The organism is Shewanella woodyi ATCC 51908, assembly GCF_000019525.1.
GTDB lineage: Bacteria > Pseudomonadota > Gammaproteobacteria > Enterobacterales > Shewanellaceae > Shewanella > Shewanella woodyi.
On sequence record NC_010506.1, the window covers coordinates 2,180,102 to 2,195,077 of the forward strand.

The 14,976-nt window shown below is 43.6% G+C and carries 16 protein-coding genes and 1 pseudogene; 10 read left to right on the forward strand and 7 right to left on the reverse strand.

Features of this window, described 5'->3' with window-relative positions:
- Window positions 1-99: 99 nt before the first annotated feature.
- From queA to SWOO_RS09060, 9 genes and pseudogenes are all read left to right on the forward strand, one after another.
- Complete coding sequence (queA, locus tag SWOO_RS09020; protein ID WP_012324386.1) at window positions 100-1,137, forward strand: tRNA preQ1(34) S-adenosylmethionine ribosyltransferase-isomerase QueA; 1,038 nt, start codon at window positions 100-102, stop codon at window positions 1,135-1,137.
- Between the two features lie 174 nt (window positions 1,138-1,311).
- A pseudogene (gene tgt, locus SWOO_RS09025) lies at window positions 1,312-2,444 on the forward strand (tRNA guanosine(34) transglycosylase Tgt).
- A 30-nt stretch (window positions 2,445-2,474) separates the two neighbouring features.
- Entirely contained in the window at window positions 2,475-2,807 is a 333-nt protein-coding gene (gene yajC, locus SWOO_RS09030; RefSeq protein WP_012324387.1) for a preprotein translocase subunit YajC, read from the forward strand.
- Between the two features lie 17 nt (window positions 2,808-2,824).
- The gene (gene secD, locus SWOO_RS09035) at window positions 2,825-4,675 is read left to right on the forward strand and encodes a protein translocase subunit SecD (RefSeq protein WP_012324388.1); all 1,851 of its coding nucleotides are present in this window, start codon (window positions 2,825-2,827) and stop codon (window positions 4,673-4,675) included.
- 12 nt (window positions 4,676-4,687) lie between these two features.
- The gene (gene secF, locus SWOO_RS09040; RefSeq protein ID WP_012324389.1) at window positions 4,688-5,635 is read left to right on the forward strand and encodes a protein translocase subunit SecF; all 948 of its coding nucleotides are present in this window, start codon (window positions 4,688-4,690) and stop codon (window positions 5,633-5,635) included.
- A 484-nt stretch (window positions 5,636-6,119) separates the two neighbouring features.
- Window positions 6,120-6,437 (forward strand): putative signal transducing protein, encoded by a 318-nt coding sequence (locus SWOO_RS09045; protein WP_012324390.1) that lies wholly within the window; start codon window positions 6,120-6,122, stop codon window positions 6,435-6,437.
- A gap of 38 nt (window positions 6,438-6,475) precedes the next feature.
- On the forward strand, window positions 6,476-6,835 hold the full coding sequence (locus SWOO_RS09050; RefSeq protein ID WP_012324391.1) for a rhodanese-like domain-containing protein: 360 nt from the start codon (window positions 6,476-6,478) through the stop codon (window positions 6,833-6,835).
- A gap of 24 nt (window positions 6,836-6,859) precedes the next feature.
- Window positions 6,860-7,771, forward strand: a complete 912-nt coding sequence (locus SWOO_RS09055) for a precorrin-2 dehydrogenase/sirohydrochlorin ferrochelatase family protein (protein ID WP_012324392.1) — start codon at window positions 6,860-6,862, stop codon at window positions 7,769-7,771.
- Between the two features lie 167 nt (window positions 7,772-7,938).
- A complete protein-coding gene (locus SWOO_RS09060; protein ID WP_012324393.1) occupies window positions 7,939-8,478 on the forward strand; it encodes a YaeQ family protein in 540 nt (179 codons plus the stop codon).
- Window positions 8,479-8,554: 76 nt separating this feature from the next.
- Here SWOO_RS09060 and SWOO_RS09065 read toward each other — a convergent pair whose 3' ends face one another.
- The 3 genes from SWOO_RS09065 to SWOO_RS09075 all read right to left on the reverse strand — a co-directional run bounded on the left by SWOO_RS09065 (window position 8,555) and on the right by SWOO_RS09075 (window position 12,530).
- Window positions 8,555-9,991, reverse strand: a complete 1,437-nt coding sequence (locus tag SWOO_RS09065; RefSeq protein ID WP_012324394.1) for a carbon starvation CstA family protein — start codon at window positions 9,989-9,991, stop codon at window positions 8,555-8,557.
- A 155-nt stretch (window positions 9,992-10,146) separates the two neighbouring features.
- The gene (gene btsR, locus SWOO_RS09070) at window positions 10,147-10,857 is read right to left on the reverse strand and encodes a two-component system response regulator BtsR (RefSeq protein ID WP_041417564.1); all 711 of its coding nucleotides are present in this window, start codon (window positions 10,855-10,857) and stop codon (window positions 10,147-10,149) included.
- Window positions 10,854-12,530, reverse strand: coding sequence for a sensor histidine kinase (locus SWOO_RS09075; protein ID WP_012324396.1), 1,677 nt, complete (start codon window positions 12,528-12,530; stop codon window positions 10,854-10,856). The genes btsR and SWOO_RS09075 overlap by 4 nt, the downstream gene beginning before the upstream one ends.
- A 157-nt stretch (window positions 12,531-12,687) precedes the next feature.
- Here SWOO_RS09075 and SWOO_RS09080 point away from each other — a divergent pair, with 157 nt between their 5' ends.
- Window positions 12,688-12,930: a YecH family metal-binding protein gene (locus tag SWOO_RS09080; RefSeq protein ID WP_012324397.1), complete on the forward strand. Its 243-nt coding sequence runs from the start codon at window positions 12,688-12,690 to the stop codon at window positions 12,928-12,930.
- Window positions 12,931-12,972: 42 nt separating this feature from the next.
- On the opposite strand, the gene SWOO_RS09085 is transcribed toward SWOO_RS09080, so the two are convergent.
- The 4 genes from SWOO_RS09085 to SWOO_RS09100 all read right to left on the reverse strand — a co-directional run bounded on the left by SWOO_RS09085 (window position 12,973) and on the right by SWOO_RS09100 (window position 14,926).
- Window positions 12,973-13,320 (reverse strand): hypothetical protein, encoded by a 348-nt coding sequence (locus tag SWOO_RS09085; protein WP_012324398.1) that lies wholly within the window; start codon window positions 13,318-13,320, stop codon window positions 12,973-12,975.
- Entirely contained in the window at window positions 13,307-13,975 is a 669-nt protein-coding gene (locus SWOO_RS09090; protein ID WP_012324399.1) for an AAA family ATPase, read from the reverse strand. The genes SWOO_RS09085 and SWOO_RS09090 overlap by 14 nt, the downstream gene beginning before the upstream one ends.
- Window positions 13,976-14,080: 105 nt before the next feature.
- The gene (locus tag SWOO_RS09095) at window positions 14,081-14,377 is read right to left on the reverse strand and encodes a PilZ domain-containing protein (RefSeq protein WP_012324400.1); all 297 of its coding nucleotides are present in this window, start codon (window positions 14,375-14,377) and stop codon (window positions 14,081-14,083) included.
- Between the two features lie 150 nt (window positions 14,378-14,527).
- Window positions 14,528-14,926, reverse strand: coding sequence for a phosphate-starvation-inducible protein PsiE (locus SWOO_RS09100; RefSeq protein WP_012324401.1), 399 nt, complete (start codon window positions 14,924-14,926; stop codon window positions 14,528-14,530).
- Window positions 14,927-14,976 lie beyond the last annotated feature (50 nt).

Here is a 14,976-nt window from a genome sequence, read left to right on the forward strand (position 1 = left end):
TCTTATACTAATTGGTATAAAAGCAACCACTGATTGTTGATCTTGTCAGCCTCTGCCAATAAACTAGCGCCCGATTTATGTTTAAAACAGAGACTAACCATGCGCGTTACCGATTTTTCATTTGAACTTCCCGATGAGCTTATTGCTCGTTATCCCATGCCTGAGCGCACTTCATCTCGTCTACTCTCTTTAGAAGGTAACAGTGGCAAGCTTGGTGATAACCAGTTTACCGATATTTTGGACATGGTTAATCCTGGCGATTTAATGGTGTTTAATAACACCCGGGTGATACCAGCACGACTGTTTGGACAAAAGGAGACAGGCGGTAAGCTTGAGATCTTAGTTGAGCGTATGCTAGACGATAAACGTATTCTTGCCCATGTCAGAAGCTCTAAATCTCCCAAAGTGAACACTAAAGTGTGTCTCGATGGTGGTTATGAGATGACCATGCTTGCGCGTCATGATGCCCTGTTTGAACTAGAGCTTAATGATGAGAAGACCATTCTTGAGGTGCTTGAGAAAGTAGGTCATATGCCTCTGCCTCCCTATATTGACCGTCCCGATGAAGATGCGGATAAAGAACGCTACCAGACGGTTTATAACGATGCGCCTGGCGCCGTTGCCGCGCCAACCGCGGGGCTACACTTCGATGATGCACTGTTAAACAGATTGAAAGAGAAGGGGGTTGATACCGCCTTTGTGACGCTTCATGTTGGCGCAGGGACTTTCCAACCTGTGAAAGTTGATGATGTGCTTGATCATAAGATGCATTCAGAGTGGGCGGAAGTTTCTCAAGAAGTTGTCGATAAAATTGCGCACACTAAGGCTCATGGTGGCCGAGTGATCGCGGTGGGGACGACATCGGTTCGTTCACTAGAGAGCGCGGCGAAAGCAAGTGAGGATGAGCTTCAGCCTTTTTGCCGTGATACTGATATTTTTATCTATCCCGGTTATGAGTTTAAAGTGGTGGATGCCATGGTGACCAACTTCCATCTTCCTGAATCTACCTTGATCATGCTTTTGAGTGCTTTTGCTGGCTTCGATGAGGTAAAAAACGCCTATCAACACGCGATTGCTCAAAAATACCGCTTCTTTAGCTATGGTGATGCCATGTTTGTGACTAAAAAAGCGAACTAATAGCGAAATTTGGTTTAAAATACCCACCCACTTAAAGCGGTGGGTTTTTTTTAGCTCCCAATTTAGATTTAGGGTTGATCTGCAATAGTTTGCCCCTATTTCTAATGTTTACTTCGGCTCTGCATTTATGGCGAGCTTATATGAGTCAGACTGTTTTTCTGGCGAGGATATAGAATGAAATTTGAATTAGATACAACCGATGGCCGCGCACGTCGCGGACGTTTGGTGTTTGATCGTGGCACAGTAGAGACACCTGCATTTATGCCTGTGGGCACCTACGGCACAGTAAAAGGGATGACTCCGGAAGAGGTGCGTGAAACGGGCGCTGATATTCTGCTTGGTAACACTTTCCACCTATGGCTTCGCCCTGGTGAAGAGATCATGCGTAAGCATGGTGACCTGCATGACTTTATGAATTGGCAGCGTCCAATTCTTACCGATTCTGGCGGATTTCAGGTGTTTAGCTTAGGCGATATCCGAAAGATAACTGAAGAGGGAGTACATTTCCGTTCACCGATTAATGGTGAAAAGATCTTCCTTGATCCTGAGAAATCTATTCAGATCCAAAACTCATTAGGCAGTGATGTCGTGATGATTTTTGATGAGTGTACGCCCTACCCAGCGACTGAAGATGAAGCACGTAAGTCGATGCAGATGTCACTGCGATGGGCACAACGTTCACGTGATGAGTTTGACCGACTCGAAAATCCAAATTCGCTCTTTGGTATTATCCAAGGTGGCGTATATGAAGATCTTCGTGATGAGAGCCTAAAAGGGCTAGTTAATATTGGTTTCGACGGTTATGCCGTTGGTGGTTTGGCAGTGGGTGAGCCTAAAGAAGATATGCATCGCATTCTTGAGCATGTATGTCCTCAAATCCCAGCTGACAAGCCAAGATACTTGATGGGGGTCGGTAAGCCAGAAGATTTAGTTGAGGGTGTTAGACGTGGTGTAGACATGTTCGATTGTGTTATGCCAACTCGAAATGCGCGCAACGGTCATCTGTTTACCAGTGAAGGTGTTATTAAGATACGCAATGCGCGTCATCGTGATGATACTTCCACACTCGATGATAAGTGTGATTGTTATACCTGTAAGAACTATTCACGGGCGTACCTTTACCACTTAGATCGTTGTAACGAAATTTTAGGTGCTCGTTTAACACCATTCACAACCTTAGATATTACCAAAGATTGATGGAAGGTTTGCGCGGTGCTATCGAGACAGGTACATTAGAGGCCTTTGTTGAGGACTTCTATACCAGTCAAGGTCGCGAAGTACCTGAAGTTCCAGAATTAATCGATTAATTTTTACACTGACAATAAGAAGAGAACACTATGTTGATTTCAAATGCATACGCTGCCGATGCTCCTGTATCTGGCGCAGGTGGTACCATGGAACTTGTTTTCATGCTGGTTATATTCGGCCTGATCTTTTATTTCATGATTTTCCGTCCACAATCTAAGCGCGTTAAAGAGCATAAGAGCCTAATGAGCTCATTAGGTAAAGGGGATGAAGTCCTGACCAGCGGTGGCATACTGGGTAAGATCGCTAAAATCAGCGATGAAAATGACTACGTGTTGTTGTCTCTGAACGAAACAACTGAAATTACAATCAAGAAGGATTACATTGCGGCTGTATTGCCTAAAGGCTCTATTAAGTCACTTTAAGCCAAGAGGGCGATGGTGTGTTAAATAAATATCCAATGTGGAAGAACCTGATGGTGATGATTATCATCGCAGTAGGTTCTTTCTATGCGATTCCAAATCTCTTCGGGGAAGACTACGCTGTACAGGTTGTCGCTACCCGTGGTGCTGAGGTTACTGCAACGACTCAGTCGACCGTAAACGATATTCTTGCAAGCAAAAATATCGAGGTAAAACGTTCTGAACTTGAAAATGGACAATTGCTTGTTCGTGTCAATAACGGCGAGCAACAACTGTTAGCAAAAGAAGCGATTATCGAGTCTCTAGGTGATAAATACATCGTCGCCTTAAACTTAGCTCCAAAGACGCCACAGTGGCTAGAATCAATGGGCGGAAGTCCAATGAAGTTAGGTCTGGATCTACGTGGTGGTGTGCACTTCTTAATGGAAGTGGATATGGGCGAAGCGATCCGTAAGATGACTGAAGCCAAGATGTCAGATTTTAGAACCGATCTTCGTGGTGAAAAAATCCGATATGCAGGTATTCGAAATAGCGCTAAAGGTATCGAGATTAAGTTCCGTGATGAGGAAAACTTAGGCAGAGCTGAACGTTTTCTAAAGACTCGCGGTAATGACATGGTCTTTAGAGATATCTCATCTGGCGGTAATTACCTGTTACTGGCAAATCTTAGCGAAGCTTATGTTAAGCAAGTGAAAGAGGAAGCACTGCAGCAAAACATCACCACGATCCGTAATCGTGTGAATGAGCTAGGTGTAGCCGAGCCTGTTGTACAGCGTCAAGGTGCTGAGCGTATTATCGTTGAACTTCCAGGTGTTCAAGACACGGCTCGTGCTAAAGATATCTTAGGTGCAACTGCGTCAATTGAGTTCCACATGGTTGACGAGAAAGCCGATGCAGCTGCCGCTGCAAGTGGCCGCATCTCACCAAGTTCGCAGGTGTATAACCGCCGTAATGGTGGCCAAGTTGTGCTGCATAAAGCGGTTATGTTGACCGGTGATCATATTCAGGGCGCACAGCCAAGTTTCGATGAATACAGCCGTCCTCAGGTAAGTATTAACTTAGATTCTAAAGGCGGTTCTATCTTCTCAAATGTGACTAAGGACAACATTGGTAAACCAATGGCGACCCTGTTTATTGAGTATAAAGATAACGGCGAAAAGAATCCTGACGGCAGCATCAAGATGCAGAAGATTGAAGAGGTGATCTCAGTTGCCACTATTCAAGCACGTCTTGGTCGTAACTTTGTTATCACAGGTCTTGAGCATGCAGAAGCGCAAAGCTTAGCTCTACTACTTCGTGCTGGTGCCTTGATTGCGCCTGTGACAATCGTAGAAGAGCGCACCATTGGCCCAAGCCTAGGTGCTGAAAATATTCAAAACGGTATGCAAGCGATGATCTGGGGCATGGCCGTAGTACTCATCTTTATGTTGGTGTACTACCGTGGTTTTGGTCTTATTGCGAACTTAGCTCTAACGGCTAACTTGGTGATGGTTGTTGGCGTTATGTCGATGATCCCAGGTGCCGTGCTGACCCTACCAGGTATTGCGGGTATGGTGCTAACCGTGGGTATGGCTGTAGATGGTAACGTTCTAATTTATGAGCGTATCCGTGAAGAGCTACGTAACGGCCGCAGTGTGCAACAAGCGATCCATGAAGGTTATGGCAACGCGTTTTCAACCATCGCCGATGCGAACATCACCACCTTTATGACGGCATTGATTCTGTTTGCCGTGGGTACTGGTGCTGTTAAAGGTTTTGCTGTCACCTTGATGATTGGTATTGCGACGTCAATGTTCACTTCTATCGTGGGTACTCGCTCAATAGTTAACGCTATTTGGGGTGGTAAACGCGTTAAGAAACTATCTATATAAGGAGGCTTGATTATGTATCAGATTTTATCAATAAAAGGCACGATCAACTTCCTTCGTCATGCGTTGCCAATCAGCATGCTTTCACTGCTATTAGTGTTGGGATCGCTGACATCACTGGCAACTAAAGGTATCAACTGGGGATTGGATTTTACCGGTGGTACAGTTGTAGAGCTTGAGTTTTCATCGCCAATTGATCTGGAGATACTGCGAGGTAAGTTAACCAGTGTAGAGACCGATGGCGCTGTAGTACAAAACTTTGGCTCTAGTCGTGATGTACTGACTCGTCTTCCTGTTAAGGAAGGGGTTGCAACTGACACTCAGGTTGCCCAAGTTATGGAAGCGGCAACGGCACTGGATCCACAAGTGATCCAAAAGCGTGTTGAAGTTGTTGGTCCTCAGATAGGTAAAGAGCTGGCAGAGCAGGGTGGATTAGCGGTATTAGTTGCGCTTATCTGTATTCTTATCTATGTCTCTTTCCGATTCGAATGGCGCTTAGCGCTAGGGTCTGTAGCGGCATTGGCTCACGATGTTATTATTACCTTGGGCGTGTTTTCCTTGCTCCAGTTGGACTTTGATTTAACTGTGCTTGCAGGCGTACTAACGGTTGTTGGTTACTCGCTTAACGATACGATTGTTGTATTTGACCGTATTCGTGAAAACTTCCTTAAGATGCGTAAAAGCAGTCCTGAAGAGGTGGTCAACACCTCTATTACTCAGACAATGAGTCGTACTATCATCACAACCGGTACGACCTTAGTCGTGGTTGTTGCACTGTTCCTTAAGGGCGGCACCATGATCCACGGCTTTGCGACCGCATTGTTGATGGGTATCTTTGTCGGTACTTTCTCATCTATCTATGTGGCGAGTTTCTTAGCGATTAAGCTGGGAATTAACCGCGAGCATATGATGCCTGTAGAGATAGAAAAAGAGGGCGCGGATCAAGACGCATTGATGCCATAATTTTCTCAACCTAGTAGTTAGCCATCAAAGAAACTTATGATGGCAATTATGGAGATAGAAAAGAGGGCGCGGATCAAGACGCATTGATGCCATAATTTTCTCAACCTAGTAGTTAGCCATCATAGAAACTTATGATGGCAATTATGGAGATAGAAAAGAAGGCGCGGATCAAGACGCGTTGATGCCTTAATTTTTCAATATGAGTTAAGCGTGAAGAGCCACCTTTCGGTGGCTTTTTTATATCTGAGCGTATCTGTTAATAGTATCGAATTCAGCGGCGTTGACTCAAAAATGCTTGTTTTGCATCTGTTAATAATAGGTTTATTTGTTGTTAACTTGATTTTGGTCAGTTTATTCAAGTTTGCTCGATTTTTAGCTCTCGACAGGCTTCCCCATTTAGCAGTAGGATGTTGTCAGTCATTCTCTTTGTTGAGATAAAACCTATAAATTTGCCAGAAGAGCAATAGATGTTGGGGAATAATAGATGGAAGAGCGTAATCGAATGGTCGCAGGTGGAAACCTTCTACAGGCTCATACATGGAAGGGCTTATTGGAGGCGTGTGGAATAGAGGTTCAATTAAAAGGTGAAGCATTACTAGGAGGGATTGGTGAGCTTCCAGTTGATCTACAAAATGTCGAATTGTGGGTTCCTGAGTCTCAATATGAGAAAGCTAAAGCACAACTTGAGTCACTCAATACCGAAAGTCCCCAATGGCAATGTGTTCAGTGTCATGAAATGAATGAAGATAGCTTTGAGCTCTGCTGGCAATGCAGTGCTGAAAGGTGTGTTCAACACAACTAGTCATATTTTTATATTCTGTTTATTTTGGAGTTTTTCCTGTGCAGCACAATCCTGCTTTTTTAGCTTTGGTTGAGAGCATTTTGCCTCAGATAATGGAAATGTCGGTTGATGAGTATCAAAACAGTTCTGATTGGGAACTTATTGATGTTAGGGAAGATCATGAATGGTTGAAGGGACACCTTCCTAAAGCTCATCACTTGGGACGTGGGATCATAGAGCGTGATATCGAGACCCGCTTTGCTGATAAAGAAACGCCTATTTTGCTTTATTGCGGTGGCGGTTATCGCTCGGCTTTAGCTGCTATGAATCTACAGTTGATGGGGTATAGCAAGGTGAGATCTCTGACTGGTGGTTATAAAGCTTGGATAGAGCGTCAACTTCCAATAGTTCAAGCTTGATAGGCAGATTAGGAGTCATTTAGGATGCAGTATTTTCCTCTATTTGTTGATACCACAAAACTGAATGTTTTACTCATTGGCGCAGGTGAAGTCGCGAGTCGTAAACTTGAGCTGCTGGGGAGAACAGAAGCGTGCATTAAGGTTATTGCTATCGAAACCTCTGATGAGGTTCAGGGTTATGCCGATAAAAAACGTATTACTCTTATCCAGCGAGCTGTGGTTGAGGAGGATATTGCCGATGTGGATATTATCTATTTAGCGACAGCCAATGAGGCATTGAATGGTCACTTGGCTGATTTAGCTACCGCTCGCGGGATCTGGGTTAATGTCGTTGATAGTCCTGAACTCTGCCGCTTCATAACACCATCAATTGTTGATAGAGGTCGGTTACAAGTTGCGATAAGCACGGCTGGTGCAGCGCCTGTATTTGCTAGAGAGCTCCGTTCTCGAATTGAGTCATGGTTACCGCCCTCTCTTGCTGATCTATTTGATTTTGTGGCAGAGCATCGTAAAGAGGTGCAGGATAGGTTACCTGAGTTCAAGGCGCGTAAACTTTTTTGGGAGCATTTCTTTCGCTCAAATGGCGATAGGTTTGATGATAAAACTCTGCAGCGGTATGAGGATTCATTTCAGGGGCTGACTGCACAGGGTGAGATCCTATTAATTGATGATTGTACGTCGATTGTAATGCTTCCTATCTCTGCAATGCCGTTAATGCAAAGGTTAGATCATATCTTTAGCGATATTGAATTGCCTTTTACGCTGAATGAACTGGTTAGGCGAGATGCGACTAGAGAAAACTTGGTGGCTATTAGCGAGTTAACCCATCGGCTGGAGAAGGGAAAACGTAGTCTTGTCTTTGCTGATAGAGATAAGATCTCACAACTCAAAGCACACTTCCCAATGGCTAAGCACCTGAAAGCGGGCTCTCTTTAAACTGATTGTTGTTAGCTTTTTGATATTGGCTCTCACAGTGAAGGCCAATATCAGTTTTCACCAATTCATCGCTTAACTTACTCTTTATTACTTCTTCGTTTCTCGAAGCTATACTTAAATTACTTTTAAGGTACACTAGCGTCAATTATCTAAAGACAAAAGTAGTTATGGCACCTAAAGCAACGGTTTATAAAGTAAATTTACAGATAGCCGATATTGACCGCGGCTATTACCAAGATCATAATTTGACCTTAGCTCAACATCCTTCAGAAACTGATTCACGAATGATGCTGCGTTTACTTGCATTCGCCATGAATGCCAGTGATACGCTTGAGTTCAGCAAGGGGCTCTGTGTTGAAGATGAGCCAGAGTTATGGGAAAAGACACTCGTTGGTGACATTGAGCTCTGGATTGAGTTTGGTCAAAGTGATGAGAAGTGGTTACGTAAAGCCAGTGGTCGAGCTAAGCAGGTTCAGCTATTTGCTTACGGTGGACGTAGTGTTCCCATATGGTGGCAACAGAATGAGCAAGCCTTCTCCCGTTATAAAAATCTGAAAGTATGGAATATCCCTGAGAATGCGGTGAAAGAGATGGGCGAGCTAGTAAGCCGGAGTATGTCGCTTCAATACAATATTAGCGAAGGACAGATCTGGGTTTCAAATGATGACGGCAGTGTATTAGTTGAGCCTGAGCTTTTAAAAGAGTAGTGCGACACAATATTGAAAAAATTAATAAAAAGCCAGTCGCATGACTGGCTTTTTATTGGTGTGAGCTAATTAAATATTAAGCTTCTTCAATGATCCCCTCATCACCTTTGCCTTTTGTTTTAATGATGATAAGTGCTGAGATAATCGCTGTTGAAATAAGGCCCGCAATGGTTGAAATAGTGATAGGTAAGCCGGCACCCAAGGTTTCAGAACTCAATAGGAAGCTTATTACCACTGTCGTCATAAACATCGCTGGAATAGTGCATATCCAATGTAGTTTGTTATGACGTAACAGGTATGCAGATGCAGTCCACAACATCATGACTGCTGTTGTTTGATTCGCAACACCAAAGTAGCGCCAGATAACTCCAAAGTCGACTTGAGTCAGAATTGCGCCCATCACAAATAGTGGGATTGCCAGTAGTAGACGCTTAGGCAGAGCCGTTTGTGGCATCTTAAAGAACTCAGAGAGAATTAAGCGTGCTGAACGGAAGGCTGTATCACCTGATGTGATTGGCAGAATAATCACGCCTAAGATAGCCATAAAGCCACCTACTGCACCGAGAAGACCAGTTGATGCTTCGTATACAACGTTAGCTGGATTACCACCCATGCCGTCACTGAGTCCCTGTACACCACCAAAGAATGACAGGGCAATAGCACACCAGATCAGGGCGATAACACCTTCACCTATCATGGCACCAAAGAATACAAAGCGGCCATTTGATTCATTCTCAACGCAGCGTGCCATCAAAGGAGATTGCGTTGCATGGAAACCTGATACGGCGCCACATGCAATAGTGATAAAGAGTGCAGGCCACAGTGGCATATCGTTAGGATTTAAGTTAGTTAGGAAGTCTTTGGCTTCAAACCCTGGTAAGAGTGTGTGCTCGCTTGACACTACGATAGCAATTGTTAGTCCAATAGACATGAACAGTAGTAAGGCGCCGAAGAATGGGTATAACCTGCCTATGATCTTGTCGACCGGAACAATGGTTGCAATAAGGTAGTAAGTAAAAATAATGCCAACAAAGATTGAAACATCCCAGCCTGTTAACTTACCAAGCAGACCTGCAGGTGCTGAAATAAATACCACACCAACAAGTAGTAGTAAGATGATGGCAAATACGTTCATAAAGTGCTTTGCACCTTTGCCTAAGTATTTACCCGCTAGGTTTGGTACCGATTGACCGTTATTGCGTACCGATAGCATACCAGAGAAGTAGTCATGGACTGCACCAGCAAAAATACAACCAAACACTATCCACAGCATAGCTGCAGGGCCATAAAGCGCACCCAGTATTGGGCCAAAGATTGGACCCACACCCGCGATATTAAGTAGTTGGATTAGGTAGACCTTGCCTTTTGACATCGGGACGAAGTCAACACCATCGGTTTTGGTGAATGCAGGTGTTTGGCGTTGGGTATTGATCCCAAATACTTTCTCGACAAACTTACCGTAGATAAAGTATCCGCCAATCAATAGGCCGACACACATTAGAAACCACATCATAATTACAATCTCCGATTTTCAGTTGCAGCGATTGTAAAGATTTGTTGTGACAAGATCTGAGTAAAAGAGGTCAGTGGTCGTTTTGGGCAAGTCAGCGGTTTTATGTTTGAGTTAAGTGGTAGCGCACCTTTGACTACCACTTAGGTGTATCTGCGTTATTGAAAGCCAAAAAGCTGTTTAAGCGGTTTTAGATAGCGTCTCGATACTGGCACCTTAGCTCCAGATAGGGTGATCACCTCGGCGCCACTCTCTTGTACCTCTATCTCAGAGACTGCGTCAGGTTTAATAAGGTATTGCCTATGGCATCTTACAAGTGATGTTTTCTCTTCGAGCACTTTCAGGGTTAAGTGAGTGTGTACCAACTCCTTACTGGTTGCGATATGGATACCACTAAGATCGCTAAAAATATATTCAACCTCACTTAACGGCAGTACTTTTAGTCTTGTGCCCGTATAACAGGGAAGGTGAGTGAGTATTTTTGGGGCCAAGACTTCAACAGGCTTAGGGCTGAGATCTTTTCTTATTCGCTTAAGAGTTTGCGATAGTCTCTCTTCATCAATAGGCTTTAATAGATAATCAAACGCGTGATTGTCGAAAGCCTTAATGGCATATTCATCGAAGGCGGTGACAAATACCACATAGGGCATAGTGTCAGGGTCTAACATGCCTATCAGCTCCATACCTGTGATCTTCGGCATCTGGATATCGAGAAAAAGCAGTTGAGGTTTATGTTTTGATATCATCTGCAGTGCTTCAATGGCATTACTGCATTGCCCGACGATATCGATATCTTGATGCTCACTAAGTAGGTCAAGTAACTCTTCACGAGCGAAAAGTTCATCGTCAACTATCATTGAGGTGATCACTGTGTGGCTCCAGAGTAGGGTAATTGAATACTTACTTTAGTGTAACTATCCGGTTCAGAGTCAACTTTAAGGCCATATTCAGAGCCAAACTGATTTTGAAGCCGTTTATGTACCAGATTCATACCTAGCCCCTCTGAATTTTCTTTTAGCTGATATAAGCCTGCATTATCGGTAACTTCCAATAGCAACAGTTCATCGGTGATGCTGGCGGTAACTTGGATAATCCCTTTATCTAACATGTGTGATGTACCATGTTTTACAGCGTTTTCAATAATAGGCTGCAGAGTAAAAGCGGGAAGCCGGTAATGACGCAGTGATTCATCAATATGAATGTTTACCTCTAACTTATCGATAAAGCGGGCTTTCTCTATGGTTAAATAGGACTCGATATGTTCCAGCTCATCTTCAAGTGTCACTAAGCCTGTGGTGCGCTTTAAATTGATTCGCAGAAACTGAGCTAGTTGCTGGATAAGCTTTCTTGCCTTGAGTGGGTCTCTTTTTATAATCGCAGCTATCGTGTTTAGTGCATTAAACAGAAAGTGTGGATTGACTTGAGCTTGCAACAGTTTTAGCTCAGCCTGAGTTAACAAGTTTTGCTGCTGCTCGAATCGGCCAAATAGGATTTGGTTGGATAGTAATCGTCCAATGCCTTCGCCTAGGGTGCGATTAATATTGAGAAAAAGCTTATTTTTAGGCTCATAGAGTTTAATCGTACCTATCACTTGAGTCTCACTGCGAAGCGGGATAACTAAGCTTGAGCCTAATCCACATTGGGAAGAGATAGAGCAGGCATAAGCAACATCGACACCATCGGCAAACATGACACAGTTGTTATCTATTGCATCTTGAGTGATTTGAGATGAGATAGGGGTACCTGGAATGTGGTGATCAGCACCAGCGCCAATAAATGCTAACAGTTTTTCGGTATCTGTGATCGCAACGGCGCCAACATTAGTCTCCTCAAGTATAATTTTGGCAACTTTAGCACTGCTTTTTTGATCGAACCCCTTGGAGAGCACACCGACACTGCGTTCAGCAATTTTTAGTGCTTTGGTTGAAAATACCGATGACATCTTATCGAACATGGTTTTTTGATCCCGAACCATGCTCATAAAGAGTGCTGCACCGATCGAGTTAACCAGCAGCATAGGTAGGGCTATCTGTTTAACCAGAGACCAAGCATCTCCAAACGGCTGAGCGACGAGCAGTATTACGCCCATCTGCAACATCTCAGCAGAAAAAGTGACTAAACACACCAACAAAGGGGCGTAGATAAGCTCACTTTTCCCCTGTTTTCTGAGGTACAAACTGATAATTCCTGCTGATAATCCCTCAAGTGTGGTGGAGATCGCGCAGGCAAGATCGGTAAAGCCCCCCATACTGTATCTGTGAAGCCCACCAGTTAATCCAACTAAAAAGCCAGTGACAGGCCCGCCAAGCAAACCGCCGAGTACGGCGCCCATAGCTCGGGTATTGGCGAGTGCATCATTTGTGTGCTCACCAAAATAGGTCGCCATAACACAGAAACTTGAAAAGGTGAGATAGATAAATATCTTATGGGGTAGGCGAGTGGCAGCCTCAGAAAAAAACTGAAATAGCGGTGTTTTACTGACCAGATACACCATGACCAGATACAGACTCATCTGCTGGGTTAAAAGTAAGACTAATGACATCGATAACGATCCCTGAATGCGATAATGGCATTTTGCCAGAGCGGCGGTAAATAACAAAATAGTGAGACGACTTAATCATTATTTTGCGGTGGTGATCAAAGCCTGTGTGAGTTAAAAACGCTACTCTTATCTTGAATATAAAACGTTGGAGAACTAAATGACTCAATCAATACATGGTCATCAGGTAATGGAGTTGATGTTGGCACTGAATAAAGCCATCAGCAAAGAGGAGTTAAAGCTGTTAATGCTGAGGCAGTTTGGTGCTTCAGCCAAGTATCATACCTGCTCTGCGTGTGAGATGAGTGCTGATGAATTGATTATACTGCTAGAGAGGAAAGGCAAATTTATCATTTCTGAACGGGGTGTTGAAACAGCAAGAGAAAAGATTTGCAATCATTAGTTTAAATTGAACTAGCAGAGTAGCTATGTGCTGGTGTGGGAGTTAATCTTCACCTTTGCCGATAACATTCTCTCTTTCTTCATCACTGAGATCAAAAAAGTCGTGAATTAAGATCCTAATTAAACGGGATTTCGCTATTTTCGATTGAGTGGCTAGCTCATCTAAGACGGTGATGGCATCCTCTGTCAGCGAGAAGGTGGCATGTTTGAATATTTTGGTGGAATGTTTATCTAAGCCATTGAGTTGAGCCTGTCTTAATTTTTTTCTATTGCGACTAACGGCACTTGGTTTGCCAAATGCGTAACTATTGGCATCTTCAATAAAGTCATCGACAGAGATGCAATCTTGATGTGACTTCTTCTTTCGTCTTTTGAGATCAGTTAAGCTCATAACTATTCTCTGGTTCTATTGCAAAAATCTCATCGGCGATGGCTACAATCTCCGTCGCGGCTTTACCTTCTGGCTCTATCTCCATCACTGAGGCCCCTTGCTCTTCACTGTCATCGTAGATATTCCTGTTAAAAGTAACCGAGTTCAACACCCTGAGGCCAAAGGATTGCACCACCTCTTTTGCTTCGAGGATACGTTTATATTGACTGGGAAGTGAGGGGCATTGTGTCATCACTATGGTTGCTACCATCTTAGGGTTGACCATTTTACAGGTGCTAAGCATATCTTCCATATGGGGAAGGGTCTTAAGATCACGGCGTTTAGGTCTTAAGGGCAATATGACGTATGTGGCAACCGACATCGCAGCACGCATAGCAAGGTTATCTTGACCACCACAATCGACAATGACGTAATCGAATCGCTCATCTTGGCTAAGGAGATCGTTACGAATTTTGCCATAAAGTTGAATGCAGTTGATAGTCGGAAGTTCGGGGTCTTCATTACGTGCTTGGATCCAATCGGAGGTTGTTCGTTGCGGATCGCAATCTACCATCAGAACATTTGCTTGAAATTTTCGCGTAATATGAACGGCCACATTTTGGGCTAAACAGCTTTTTCCTGCTCCTCCTTTTTCACCTCCCACGAGAATGATCATATAAGCATCTCCATCATCTTTTCCATTATTATCCCAAGGTTATTAAGTAGGAATAAGTATAGAACAGACTATTTGATGCTGCTGAAAACTCGTGAGAAATTGATATTAGTAGCTAGGGACCAGTTGCACTGCAGTATGGAAAAACTCGCCCACATTTTTGCAACGACAAACTTGGCCTTTAACTGTGTGTCTTTTATCGTTATCTGGATTAAATGAAATTTCGATGAGCTCGCCTAACTTAAAACTGTTTTGATGTTCGAAGAGTACTCCGTGCCTAGCTAGGTCCACACAGGTGGCATCTGTTGACTGCAATTGCTGATCTTCACCTTGCCAGCTAACCTCTATTTTATCGGATTCCATATCAAGTCTGAGTGAATGGCGGCGATCTTCACTTTCTTCCATGTAAATGTTCCTTTAATCGAGCTTAAGATAGGTAATATAAAAGTAGCATGCTTCTTGAGCTAAAAACAAAAAATAATGGTAAGGATTTGGAAGGGAAGTGACTCAGCCCCGTAGGGCTGAGTGAAGTGTAATGCTGGATAGCGATTGCTATTAATCTTGAATCTTAGGGTAGGGAAGCTTAAGTTGACCCCAGCGAATAATGATAACGGTGGAAGCCAGTATTAAGGTTGAAACTGCGATGGCGATAATTCGCCAGTCACTCATCCCTTTCATATCTAAGATTAAGTAGCGTGCCAAGGCAACAATTGCAATATAGAGTGGCATTCGAACAGGCAACTTGCCAGATTCTATATAGTTAGCCACCATGGCGAGCACTTCGAGGTAAATAAATAGCAGAAGTAGATCGGCAAGCGCGACACTGCCAACGTCGAAGATATGAAATACCTCCTGCCCAATTGCAACAACTGTAGCTAACGCAATGATAATCAATACGAAGTGCTCAACAGCTTTTAAACCTTTTGAACTATATTGTTTGTATATTGATCTCATAAGGACCTCTGAACAATTTTTTTCAATGGTACCAAGATTCAAAGTCCATG

Bases quoted from the DNA above. Each gene is read 5' to 3' on its own strand.
- queA (WP_012324386.1), top strand. From the start codon at position 100: ATGCGCGTTACCGATTTTTCATTTGAACTTCCCGATGAGCTTATTGCT.
- yajC (WP_012324387.1), top strand. From the start codon at position 2,475: ATGTTGATTTCAAATGCATACGCTGCCGATGCTCCTGTATCTGGCGCA.
- secF (WP_012324389.1), top strand. From the start codon at position 4,688: ATGTATCAGATTTTATCAATAAAAGGCACGATCAACTTCCTTCGTCAT.
- SWOO_RS09045 (WP_012324390.1), top strand. From the start codon at position 6,120: ATGGAAGAGCGTAATCGAATGGTCGCAGGTGGAAACCTTCTACAGGCT.
- SWOO_RS09055 (WP_012324392.1), top strand. From the start codon at position 6,860: ATGCAGTATTTTCCTCTATTTGTTGATACCACAAAACTGAATGTTTTA.
- SWOO_RS09060 (WP_012324393.1), top strand. From the start codon at position 7,939: ATGGCACCTAAAGCAACGGTTTATAAAGTAAATTTACAGATAGCCGAT.
- SWOO_RS09065 (WP_012324394.1), bottom strand. From the start codon at position 9,991: ATGATGTGGTTTCTAATGTGTGTCGGCCTATTGATTGGCGGATACTTT.
- SWOO_RS09075 (WP_012324396.1), bottom strand. From the start codon at position 12,530: ATGTCATTAGTCTTACTTTTAACCCAGCAGATGAGTCTGTATCTGGTC.
- SWOO_RS09080 (WP_012324397.1), top strand. From the start codon at position 12,688: ATGACTCAATCAATACATGGTCATCAGGTAATGGAGTTGATGTTGGCA.
- SWOO_RS09085 (WP_012324398.1), bottom strand. From the start codon at position 13,320: ATGAGCTTAACTGATCTCAAAAGACGAAAGAAGAAGTCACATCAAGAT.
- SWOO_RS09090 (WP_012324399.1), bottom strand. From the start codon at position 13,975: ATGATCATTCTCGTGGGAGGTGAAAAAGGAGGAGCAGGAAAAAGCTGT.
- SWOO_RS09095 (WP_012324400.1), bottom strand. From the start codon at position 14,377: ATGGAAGAAAGTGAAGATCGCCGCCATTCACTCAGACTTGATATGGAA.
- SWOO_RS09100 (WP_012324401.1), bottom strand. From the start codon at position 14,926: ATGAGATCAATATACAAACAATATAGTTCAAAAGGTTTAAAAGCTGTT.